We start from the raw sequence: 10,809 nt of genomic DNA on the forward strand, positions 1-10,809 counted from the left end.
TGCGCAAGATTAAGGATCCTTCGACTTCGCCCTTCGGGCTTCGCTCAGGATGACAAAAGGGACGGCAGAGCTGCGCTCAGGGTGACGGGGGAAATCTCAGGCTGACCAATAGAGAAAGCATACAAAAAGGGGCTTCCCCGCATAGAGGGAAGCCCCAGAGAGACGGACGCTCAGTCCGCGCTCACCTCGTCGGAGCAGTGCTCCACGGCCACGGTGAGCTTGTTCGAATCGAAGGAGACGAAACCGTCCTCCACATCGAACGCGTGACGGCTGCCGTTGACATCCGCCACGACGACGCGGCCATTCCTGATGACCGCGAGCACGGACTCATGGTTCGGCAGGATGCCCATCGCGCCTTCAGAGGCGGGCACGGTCACGCTCGACGCCGTGCCCGACCACACCGGATGGTCGGAGGCGACGATCGTCACCTGCATGGTGGTCTTGTCGGCCATCAGGCACCGAGCTCCTTCTGCATCTCATGCCACTTCTTCTCGAGGTCGTCGATGCCGCCGATGCCCGAGAACGCCTGCTCCGGCACGTTGTCGTACACGCCGTCGCAGATGCGGGTGAAGGCCTCGATGGTCTCGTCGGCCGGCACATAGGAACCGGGGCGGCCGGTGAACTTTTCCGCCACGTAGAAGTTCTGGCCCAGGAACTGCTCGATGCGGCGGGCGCGGGCGACGGTGGTCTTGTCCTCCTCGCTCAGCTCGTCGATACCGATCAGGGCGATGATGTCCTGAAGTTCCTTATTGCGCTGCAGGATGGCCTTGACGCGGTTCGCGCACTCGTAGTGCGCCTGGCCCACGTAACGCGGATCCAGGATTCGCGAGGTGGAGCTCAGCGGGTCCACGGCCGGGTAGATGCCCTTCGAGGCGATGTCACGGGAAAGCTCCGTGGTCGCGTCGAGGTGGGCGAACGTGGTGGCCGGGGCCGGGTCGGTGTAATCATCGGCCGGCACGTAGATGGCCTGCAGCGAGGTGATGGAGTGGCCACGGGTTGAGGTGATGCGCTCCTGCAGAGCACCCATCTCGTCGGCCAGGTTCGGCTGGTAACCCACGGCGGAAGGCATACGGCCCAGCAGCGTGGACACCTCGGAACCGGCCTGCGTGAAGCGGAAGATGTTGTCGATGAACAGCAGCACGTCCTGGTTCTGCACGTCGCGGAAGTACTCGGCCATGGTCAGGGCGGTCAGCGGGACGCGCAGACGGGTGCCCGGCTGCTCATCCATCTGACCGAAGACCAGGGCGGTCTTCGCCAGAACGCCGGCCTCCTCCATCTCGCCGATCAGATCGTTGCCCTCACGGGTGCGCTCGCCGACGCCGGCGAACACGGAGACGCCGCCGTGGTTCTGCGCCACGCGCTGGATCATCTCCTGGATCAGCACGGTCTTGCCGACGCCTGCGCCGCCGAACAGACCGATCTTGCCGCCCTGCACGTACGGGGTCAGCAGATCGATGACCTTGATGCCGGTTTCGAACATCTGGGTCTTGGACTCCAGCTGGTCGAAGGGCGGGGCCTGACGGTGGATGGGCCAGCGCTCAGTGACGGTGATCTGCTCATCGGCCTTCTTGTTGAGGATGTTGCCGGTCACGTCGAACACGTGTCCCTTGGTCACATCGCCGACCGGGACCTCGATCGGGCCGCCGGTGTCGGTGACCGTGGCGCCACGGACCAGACCGTCGGTCGGCTTCAGGGCGACCGCACGGATGATGGAGTCGGCCAGGTGCTGCTCCACCTCGAGGGTGATCTCGCGGTTGGCGCTCTCGCCCTCCTCGCTGCTGCCGCCGCTGATCCGGACCTTCAGCGCGTTGTAGATCTCGGGCAGGTGTCCCACCGGGAATTCGACGTCGACGACCGAGCCCTGGACACGCGTGACGCGGCCCTTCGCCGGTCCTTCGACCGAGGCGTCGGTCGCATTGGTGTGAACCTGATCAACCATATGCGTTCCTACTCTTCCTTCTTGTTCAGCGCGTCGGCGCTGCCGATGATTTCGGTAAGTTCCTGAGTGATCGCGGCCTGACGCGAGGCGTTGAGCTTGCGGGTCAGATCGCCGATCAGATTGCGTGCGTTGTCCGTGGCGGTGTGCATGGCGTTCTGCCTACAAGCCGTCTCCGACGCGGCGGAGGTCAGCAGACACTCATGGATGCGCGACTGGATGTACTTGGGCAGCACCATGTCGAGCACCTCGTCGGCGCTCGGCTCGAAGCGGTACAGCGGGGCGGTTTTGTTCGCCTCGATCTCCTCGGCCTCGGTTTCGGCCTGCACAAGCTCCACCGGCAGCATGCGCAGCACGCGCACCTTCTGCACCACCATGTTGACGAACTCGGTGAACACGATGTACAGCTCACTGACTCCGCCCTGGTCGGCCGGCTTCATGTAGGCGTCCAGCAGCGCCTTGGAGATCTCCTCAGCGATTTCAACGCCGGGCTTGTCGGTGTCACCTTCCCACGTGTCGGCGATGTCGCGGCTGCGGTACTTGTAGTACGTCACGCCGCGACGGCCATACACATAGAGGCTGGGGCGCTTGCCCTCCGCATCGAGGCGGGAGAGCAGGCCCTCGGTCTCGCGAATGATGGATGAGGTGAAAGCGCCAGCCATGCCACGATCCGAGGTAAGAGCGAGGACGGCAACATGGTTGTTGCCCTCTTCGCTCTTGAAGATCGGATGCGTGATATGGGTATGGGCCACCAAAGCCTGCACGGCATCGAAAATCGCATCGGAGTACGGCTTCGCATCCATGGCGACCTTACGCGCCTTGGCGATGTGCGAGGACGCAATCATCTCCTGGGCGTTGAAGATCTTCGCCAACGATTCGGTGGAGGCGATCCTGCTCTTGAATGCGAGTTGCGATGCCATGGCTTACTGAGCTCCCTTGGACTTCTTGTCGGTGGCTTCCAGCTTCTCCTGCTCGACCTCGGCGTGGGCTTCCACCTGCGGCTTCTGGTCGACCAGCGGCTTGCCGGCCACGGACACATACGTGGTGCGGAACTCCTCGATCGCCTTGTCCAGGGCCTTTTCGGTCTCGGGCGTGAAGTCACCGGTCTCGCGGATCGTCTTGAGGATGTCGGTGTTGTGGTCGATGTAGTCCAGCATGCCGTGTTCGAACGGCAGCACATCGGCGATCTCAAGATCGTCGAGCTTGCCGTGGGTGCCGGCCCACACGGAGACCACTTCCTGCTCCATCGAGTACGGGGAGAACTGCGGCTGCTTCAGGAGCTCCGTCAGACGGGCGCCACGGGCCAGCTGTGCCTTGGAGGCCGCATCCAGATCGGACGCGAACATCGCGAAGGACTCCAGCGAGCGGTACTGCGCCAGCGAGATCTTCAGCGTGCCGGAGACCTTCTTCAGCGCCTTGGTCTGCGCGGCGCCACCGACGCGGGACACGGAGATGCCCACGTCCACGGCCGGGCGCTGGTTGGCATTGAACAGGTCGGACTGCAGGAAGATCTGACCGTCGGTGATGGAGATCACGTTGGTCGGGATGTAGGCGGAGACGTCGTTAGCCTTGGTCTCGACGATCGGCAGACCGGTCATGGAGCCGCCGCCCAGATCGTCGGACACCTTCGCGCAGCGTTCGAGCAGACGCGAATGCAGGTAGAAGACGTCGCCCGGGTAGGCCTCACGCCCTGGCGGACGACGAAGCAGCAGGGAGATCGCACGGTAGGCCTCGGCCTGCTTGGACAGATCGTCGAACACGATGAGGACGTGCTTGCCGTGGTACATCCAGTGCTGGCCGATGGCCGAGCCGGTGTACGGGGCGATGTACTTGAAGCCGGCGGAGTCGGAGGCCGGGGAGGCCACGATCGTGGTGTACTCCATGGCGCCCGCGTCCTCGAGGCTCTGACGCACCGAGGCGATGGTCGATCCCTTCTGGCCGATGGCCACGTAGATGCAGCGCACCTGCTTCTTGGGGTCGCCGGACTCCCAGTTGGCCTTCTGGTTGATGATCGTATCGATCGCGATGGCGGTCTTGCCCGTCTGGCGGTCGCCGATGATGAGCTGGCGCTGGCCGCGGCCGATCGGCGTCATCGCGTCGATGGCCTTCAGACCGGTGGACAGCGGCTCGTCGACCGGGTGGCGGTGCATCACATCGGGGGCCTGAGCCTCCAGAATGCGCCTGCCTTCGGTCTTGATCTCGCCGAGACCATCGATGGGCTCGCCCAGCGGGTTCACGGTACGCCCGAGGTAGCCATCGCCGACGGGCACGGACAGCACCTCGCCGGTACGACGCACTTCCTGGCCCTCCTCGATGCCTGCGAAGTCGCCGAGGATAACCACGCCGATTTCGCGAGCGTCAAGGTTGAACGCCAGACCGAGTGTGCCGTCCTCAAAGGTGAGCAGCTCGTTGGCCATGCAACCAGGCAGTCCCGTCACGTGCGCAATGCCGTCGCCGGCCGTGGCCACGTAGCCCACTTCCTGGGTGGGGGTGTCCGACGGCTTGTACGAATCGACGAAATCGTCGAGCGCCTTGCGTATCGTGGCGGGATCAATGGTTAATTCTGCCATGATCACTCCTTATTGTTGATAAAACTTGAAAGCAAGATCCTGCGGGGATCCCGGGTGTCAGCCCACCGAGCGCCTGAGGCGCTGCAGCTGGGCGACGACGGTGTGGTCGGTGACCTCGGAGCCGTACTGGATGCGCATGCCGCCCATGACCGAGGGGTCCACCACCGAGTTGATGTGGATCGGACGGTTGAGCTTGGCACTGTACGTGGTCACGAGGCGCTTGACCTGCTCGCCGGTCAGCGGAACGGCCGTGGTGACGGTGACCATCGTCTCGCCCATATGCCTGGAGAGCTTGTTGATCAGCCACTGGATGATGGTCAGGTAGCGGCGGTTGCGCAGTGCGCGCGTCGCATGGATGGCCAGGATCATCGTGACCGGATCCAGCTTCTGGCCGGCGAGGACGGTCTTGAGGAACTCCACGCGCTTGGCCTCGGGCATATAGACGTCGGACAGCTTGGAACGCACCTGCGGCAGGTTGAGGAAGGCGGAGTGCAGCTGCGCGAGCTCGATGGAGACGCGAAGCGTGACGTTTCGGGCGTCCGCGAGGTACATCACGGAATCCACGCCGAAATCCTCCACCGCATTGGCCAAGTGGCTCATGCGGCTCCAGCGGCGTCCCACCACATCATGCAGGATCTGCACGGTCAGCGGGTGGGCCTTGCCTTCCAGCAAATCGTCCACCAGCTTGGCCTTGTCCTCGACGGGACGTGAAGGATCGGTGAGCGCGCGCTGCACGCGCGGGTTGTGATCGAGCAGACCGGCGAAGCTGAACAGCTCCTCGTAGATGCGCTCGTTCTCCAATCCCGCGGCCCTCAGCTTGGGCGCGAAACTGTCTCGGGACTCGCGGTCCGAGAGCAGCGATGCCTCTCCTTGCATGTCACCTCCTTGACGTGATTGACGTGATTAACGGGGTAGTCACTCGGCCTTGTCCTTGTCGAGATCGTTGATCAGGGAATCGATCATCGACGACTGGACATCGCCATCCTGCAGCTTGGCGCCCAGAATCTTGCCGGCCAGGGCGGTGGCGATCACGCCGACTTCACCCTTGAGGCTGACCAGGGCCTGCTGCTGCTGGGACTCGATGGAACGCTGGGCGTTGGCGGTGACCTGGGCGGCCTCCGTTTCGGCGCGGGACCGGGCGTCTGCGATGATGTGCGAAGCCTCGGCGCGGGCGTCGTCGCGGATCTTGGCCGCCTCGACGCGGGCGTTGCTCAGCTGGGCCTCGTACTTCTCCTTGGCCTCGTTGGCGTCCTTCTGTGCCTGCTCGGCCTTGGCGATACCGCCCTCGATCTTGGCGGCGCGCTCATCGAAGATGGCCTGGAACTTCGGCAGGAAGAACTTGTAGAAGAATGCGGCGACGATGACCAAGATGATCAGCGACCATACGATGTCATAGCTTTTGGGCAGAAACAGCTCCATGCCGTCTTCCTCCTTTCATTTCCCTTGGAAAGTCGTTGTGCTGTGTCGGTTGAGCGGTCTTACTTGAGGACGAAGGCCAGCGCAAAGCCGAGCAGCGCAAGCACCTCGACGAACGCCAGACCAAGGAACATCAGCGTCTGCAGACGGCCGCCGAGCTCGGGCTGACGAGCGGTGCTCTCGATGGTCTTGCCGATCAGGATGCCCAGGCCAACGCCAGGGCCGATGGCGGCGAGACCGTAGCCAACGACGTTCAGGTTGCCGGCAACCTCAGCGAGGGTAACGATATCCATGGTTGTTTCCTTTCTGAATTATTGCTGTAGTAGCAACAGTTGTGTTCCCGGCCGCCGTCAGTCGGCTTCCGGATAGCTCATATTGATGTATGCGGTGGTGAGGATCGCGAAGATGTACGCCTGCAGGCAGGCGACCAGAGCCTCGAACAGGAACATGAACATGCCGGCGGCGAACGTGACGACGCCGTACGGGGCCAGGAGCTTGTTCTCCACATCAATCAGGAAGAACTGCGTCGCGGACAGGCACAGGGCCAGAATGAGGTGGCCGGAGACCATGTTGGCGAAGAGTCGGATGGTCAGCGAGAACGGGCGGATGATGAGCAGCTCGAGCAGCTGAATGGGGGACAGCAGGATGTAGATCGGCCACGGGACGCCCTTCGGGAAGAGCTCGTCGCGCAGGAAGTGGCCGAGGCCCTTCTCGCGGATGCCGGCGATCCAGTACTGGAAGAAGCACCACATGGCGAACACGAGCGGCAGGGTGATCGTGGCGGAGGCCGCGATGTTCATGCCGGGGATGATGCCGCACAGGTTGAAGACCAGCAGCGTGCAGAACACGGTGGTGATCATGGGCACGTAGCGCCTGCCGCGCTCCTCGCCCATCACCTGGTACACGATGCTGTCGCGCACGAACTCGATGAGCCATTCGACGGCGCCCTGCCAGCGGCCGGGGATCAGCTTCGCCTTCTTGGCGGTGATGCCCAGCACCAGCAGCATGATGATCGTGGCGATGATGCGCACGAGGATGATGCGGTTGATGGCGAACGGGGTGTTCGCGAATACGAACGGATCGGGGAGAAAATCGTCAACGCTCGGGTACTCCGGTTGCGTCGCCCCGGCCAGCGTCAGCGAGTGCACTGCATCAATCATCCACGCCTCCTGCTTCTTTCCAACAGCTGTCAGTCTAGCCCACAGGGCGGGTCAAATGTGACGTTCCCGTTACTTCGCTCCCCATGTGCGAAGCCGGCCATAATCGACGCGGAGTCGACGTTTGGCCTTCGGCTCCGAATGGCTGAGAAGGATTATTGGACCGCGTGGGGACAACCCTTGAAAGGCCTTGTGCCGACTGGATTCCGTCGGCGTTTCGCAGCCGATTTCAACGGTTTTGTTAATTCAACGAATGGGCGTGATCTGTCTCACAGGACTGTCCGAATAGCGGTCCACTATGTGACCACGACACGGACAGCCGGTCCGTATTGTGAGCGCTCACACGATCATTTCCACTGTGCGATCCATCGCACGCGACATCTGGGACAACGCCCGCCCAGCCGACACGGCCGAGCCGGATGACGATCATGCGACGATCGCGACGGTCAATCTACGATCAGGCCATAGCCGTCATTCAGTAGCGGCTTGTAATCATCCCCGCGCGGGCCTCCCGGCTCGTGACGGATCGACCGGTCCGTGCCAAGCCGCTTCTCCGCGCGCAGTTGGGGAACCTCGGTCAGATCGTACGGTGTGGTCTGATACACCCAGTTGAGCCAGTTGCGCCACAGCAGGTTCGCATGCGCGCGCCAGGCGAACAGCGGCTCCAGCGCAGGATCGTCGTGCGGGAAATAGTTCTTCGGGAAGGGCACGTTGGTCAAGCCCTTCTTCATATCGCGCTCGTATTCCTCGGCCAGCGTGTACTTGCCGTATTCCCAGTGGCCCAGCGCGAAGACCTCGGAGAAATCACGCGTGGCGATCAGCCCCGGCCCCGACTCGGGCCCCCAGGTGAGGATCTGCAGGTCCGGCTTGGCGCGCACGTCGTCCTCATCCACGCCGGCCAGACGCGAATGGGGCTGCAGGCTGATCTCGTCGAACCCATTGGTCAGGAAGCAGTACTCGTCCTCCAGATACTGAGGGAAGACGCCGAAGATCTTCTCCGGCAGATCGACCTTCCTCACACCGTAGCGGTAATACAGCGCGCCCATCGCGCCCCAGCACAGATACATGGTGGAGAACACGTGCGTGGAGGCCCAATCAAGGATCGACTTGAACTCATCCCAATAGTCCACGTCCTCGAACGGCATGTGCTCCACAGGCGCGCCGGTGACCACGAAGCCGTCGTAGTAGTTGTCGCGCAGGGCATCCAGATTCTCGTAGAACTTGACCAGATGGTCGGCGCTCACATGCGTGGCCTCATGCGTGGAGGTCTTCATGAAATCGATCTCCACCTGCAGTGGGGACTTGGAGATGAGGCGCAGCAGCTGGGTCTCCGTCTCGATCTTCTTGGGCATGAGGTTCAGGATCACCAGCTTGAGCGGGCGGACGCGCTGACGCTCCGCCTCGGGCTTCTCGAGCGCGAAGATGCGCTCCGAGTCGAGGATGGCTCTGGCCGGAAGGCCGCTGGGAATCTTGATAGGCATGCTTACATTATGGCAACAATGCGCGCTCGGCGACACGCGATGGGCGGAATCGGGCATCAATCGTGGTTATGGCCGGCTATCAGGCTGGAGCGACCGGCCATAGGCGGGACCGGCTGGCGGGACCGGTCGGCGGGGCCGGTCGGCGGGACCGGCGCGCAAACTGGGCAGATCCGGTCGACGAATTTGCAAACTGGGCAGACTCGGTCATCTAGAGGGGAAAATCGGCCCCCAGATGTTCCGATCTGCCCAGTTTGCGAGAGACATGGCCCGATCTGCCCAGTTTGCAGCCCGGTTTCGGAGCCCGCTTGCGCGTAGGACCGCCAATATTTTCGCTCTGAGCGAATTAAACGCGCCGAGCTTGACTTTCATCAAAATCCTCGTATCTTAGAGTGAGCTGTCTGAAAGACAAGCCGACGCGGGGTGGAGCAGCTCGGTAGCTCGCTGGGCTCATAACCCAGAGGTCCTAGGTTCAAATCCTAGCCCCGCTACCAATACAAACCCGGAAGCCAATCGCTTCCGGGTTTTTGTTTTTCTTGCCATGCATCGCATGGTTTCAACCTGCGATCCACCGCATATCCACAACAGCGTTCCGACCTTCACCCGGGTTATCCCCAGACCGATCCCCATATGTGTGCCGTCGCCTCGCAACGCAAAGCGGGTTATGCACATGCCCGCTCTCGCGAAGCCAACCGAAAGCCCGCCATGCACCCTGCAATCCACAGCGGACGCACGCCATCGCCCGCCATCCACACCCATGCGCCGCCAAAGTCCGACTTGTCCACGATCGGATTCACATATGCACACCGCACCACACGATTCCATTAATCTAGAGAGCGACATGGCATATTCAGCGAAAGGAACGCCATGGAACCCAAAGCCAATGAGTCAGGCACCATAACATCGGGCGCCACCCCCGCAGTTCCGAATGCGCGACCGGCCGCAACCCACCCGGGCGAAGAGCATCCTGGCGACCCGATGCTCGACTGGGCGATCGAGCTGCAAAGCCTTGCGCAGGCGGGTCTCGCCTACTGCATGAGCCCGTACGACCAGGAGCGCTACGAACGCATCCGCAGCATCGCCGCGCAGATGCTCGCCGCCCGGAGTGATCTGCCGCTGACGAAGGTGAAGGATCTGTTCTGCAACGAGATCGGCTACCAGACGCCCAAGCTCGACACCCGCGCGGCCATCTTCGAGGACGACCGCATCCTGCTGGTGCGCGAAAACGACGGGACGTGGTCGCTGCCGGGCGGCTGGGTCGACGTCAACCAATCGGTGCGCGAGAACACCATAAAGGAGGCCAAGGAGGAGTCGGGGCTGGACGTGACCGCCGATCGGGTGATCGCCATCCAGGACCGCGCCAAGCACAATCTGCCGCCCTACGCGTACGGCATATGCAAGATCTTCGTGCTGTGTACGCGCATCGGAGGCCATTTCGAGGCCAACATCGAGACCACCGAGGCGCGGTACTTCGCCGAGGACGATCTGCCCGCGCTCGCCGAGGCGAAGAACAACGCCGAGCAGATCGCCATGTGCTTCGCCGCCCATCGCGATCCCGACTGGATCACCCTCTTCGAGTAACCGGGAGTGCCCCTCCGGCATCCCGAGCGGGCCGGATGGTTCTCCACGTCATCCTGAGCGGAGGCGAAGCCGGAGTCGAAGGATCCTTAACCATTCACACTCACTGGAACCGCTGATCCGCGCGCAATGGCCAAGGATCCTTCGCTGCGCTCAGGATGACCGAAGAGACACCCCGCCATCCGAGCCGGCCCATCTTTGCGTCCGTTTTCGTATCGCCCGATATAAAAACGGACATATGGAAGTGCCGCCACCTTAGCCGTCATCCTGAGCGGAGGCGAAGCCGGAGTCGAAGGATCTTTAACCATTCACACTCATTGGAACCGCTGATCCGCGCGCAATGGCCAAGGATCCTTCGCTGCGCTCAGGATGACCGAGGAGGCACCCCGTCATCCAAGCCAGTCAATCTTCCGACTCGCCCGACTTATGGTCCGACTTACAGCCCAACTTACGGGCTGCGCGGGCCGAAATCCTGAATTCGCAGCATTATCGGGCCGAAAAATCGCCCCAAAACGGCCCGATAGTGCTGTGAATCGCAGAAATCGGTCCGCACAGCCCGTATTTCGACCATCGCATTTCGGCCAGAACCCATTCCGATCAGCCGGAACAAGGCCAGCGCCCGCGGCTCCGCCTCCCACGCCATCCCACCAGCCGCCCATCCCACAATATGAACG

Annotated in this window: 10 protein-coding genes and 1 tRNA gene; 2 read left to right on the top strand and 9 right to left on the bottom strand. The window is 62.5% G+C overall.

The features are described from left to right. Positions 1-170 precede the first annotated feature (170 nt). The 9 genes from EMO90_RS05310 to EMO90_RS05350 all read right to left on the bottom strand — a co-directional run bounded on the left by EMO90_RS05310 (position 171) and on the right by EMO90_RS05350 (position 8,560). Positions 171-455, bottom strand: a complete 285-nt coding sequence (locus EMO90_RS05310) for a F0F1 ATP synthase subunit epsilon (RefSeq protein ID WP_223849793.1) — start codon at positions 453-455, stop codon at positions 171-173. Continuing rightward, positions 452-1,939: a F0F1 ATP synthase subunit beta gene (gene atpD / locus EMO90_RS05315; protein WP_150354482.1), complete on the bottom strand. Its 1,488-nt coding sequence runs from the start codon at positions 1,937-1,939 to the stop codon at positions 452-454. The genes EMO90_RS05310 and atpD overlap by 4 nt, the downstream gene beginning before the upstream one ends. A gap of 8 nt (positions 1,940-1,947) precedes the next feature. Continuing rightward, a complete protein-coding gene (locus EMO90_RS05320) occupies positions 1,948-2,856 on the bottom strand; it encodes a F0F1 ATP synthase subunit gamma (protein WP_150354481.1) in 909 nt (302 codons plus the stop codon). 3 nt (positions 2,857-2,859) lie between these two features. Next, on the bottom strand, positions 2,860-4,506 hold the full coding sequence (gene atpA, locus EMO90_RS05325; protein WP_150354480.1) for a F0F1 ATP synthase subunit alpha: 1,647 nt from the start codon (positions 4,504-4,506) through the stop codon (positions 2,860-2,862). A 57-nt stretch (positions 4,507-4,563) separates the two neighbouring features. Next, positions 4,564-5,382: a F0F1 ATP synthase subunit delta gene (locus tag EMO90_RS05330; protein WP_150354479.1), complete on the bottom strand. Its 819-nt coding sequence runs from the start codon at positions 5,380-5,382 to the stop codon at positions 4,564-4,566. 39 nt (positions 5,383-5,421) lie between these two features. Next, positions 5,422-5,925: a F0F1 ATP synthase subunit B gene (locus EMO90_RS05335; protein WP_150354478.1), complete on the bottom strand. Its 504-nt coding sequence runs from the start codon at positions 5,923-5,925 to the stop codon at positions 5,422-5,424. A gap of 59 nt (positions 5,926-5,984) precedes the next feature. After that, positions 5,985-6,215: an ATP synthase F0 subunit C gene (atpE, locus tag EMO90_RS05340; RefSeq protein ID WP_150354477.1), complete on the bottom strand. Its 231-nt coding sequence runs from the start codon at positions 6,213-6,215 to the stop codon at positions 5,985-5,987. Positions 6,216-6,272: 57 nt separating this feature from the next. Continuing rightward, positions 6,273-7,082: a F0F1 ATP synthase subunit A gene (gene atpB, locus EMO90_RS05345; RefSeq protein ID WP_150354476.1), complete on the bottom strand. Its 810-nt coding sequence runs from the start codon at positions 7,080-7,082 to the stop codon at positions 6,273-6,275. A 443-nt stretch (positions 7,083-7,525) separates the two neighbouring features. Next, positions 7,526-8,560, bottom strand: coding sequence for a homoserine O-succinyltransferase (locus tag EMO90_RS05350; protein WP_150354475.1), 1,035 nt, complete (start codon positions 8,558-8,560; stop codon positions 7,526-7,528). 414 nt (positions 8,561-8,974) lie between these two features. Between EMO90_RS05350 and EMO90_RS05355 the strand changes: the two genes are divergently transcribed. Together EMO90_RS05355 and EMO90_RS05360 are read left to right on the top strand one after the other, a co-directional pair. Continuing rightward, a tRNA-Met gene (locus tag EMO90_RS05355) sits at positions 8,975-9,051 on the top strand. Positions 9,052-9,424: 373 nt separating this feature from the next. Beyond that, on the top strand, positions 9,425-10,138 hold the full coding sequence (locus tag EMO90_RS05360) for an NUDIX hydrolase N-terminal domain-containing protein (protein ID WP_223849792.1): 714 nt from the start codon (positions 9,425-9,427) through the stop codon (positions 10,136-10,138). Positions 10,139-10,809: the final 671 nt, after the last annotated feature.

It is taken from the genome of Bifidobacterium vespertilionis, from assembly GCF_008698145.1.
GTDB classification, from domain to species: domain Bacteria; phylum Actinomycetota; class Actinomycetes; order Actinomycetales; family Bifidobacteriaceae; genus Bifidobacterium; species Bifidobacterium vespertilionis.

Coding starts and splice junctions, on each gene's coding strand:
- atpD (WP_150354482.1), bottom strand. CDS start 1,939: ATGGTTGATCAGGTTCACACCAATGCGACCGACGCCTCGGTCGAAGGA.
- EMO90_RS05320 (WP_150354481.1), bottom strand. CDS start 2,856: ATGGCATCGCAACTCGCATTCAAGAGCAGGATCGCCTCCACCGAATCG.
- atpA (WP_150354480.1), bottom strand. CDS start 4,506: ATGGCAGAATTAACCATTGATCCCGCCACGATACGCAAGGCGCTCGAC.
- EMO90_RS05330 (WP_150354479.1), bottom strand. CDS start 5,382: ATGCAAGGAGAGGCATCGCTGCTCTCGGACCGCGAGTCCCGAGACAGT.
- EMO90_RS05335 (WP_150354478.1), bottom strand. CDS start 5,925: ATGGAGCTGTTTCTGCCCAAAAGCTATGACATCGTATGGTCGCTGATC.
- atpE (WP_150354477.1), bottom strand. CDS start 6,215: ATGGATATCGTTACCCTCGCTGAGGTTGCCGGCAACCTGAACGTCGTT.
- atpB (WP_150354476.1), bottom strand. CDS start 7,082: ATGATTGATGCAGTGCACTCGCTGACGCTGGCCGGGGCGACGCAACCG.
- EMO90_RS05350 (WP_150354475.1), bottom strand. CDS start 8,560: ATGCCTATCAAGATTCCCAGCGGCCTTCCGGCCAGAGCCATCCTCGAC.
- EMO90_RS05360 (WP_223849792.1), top strand. CDS start 9,425: ATGGAACCCAAAGCCAATGAGTCAGGCACCATAACATCGGGCGCCACC.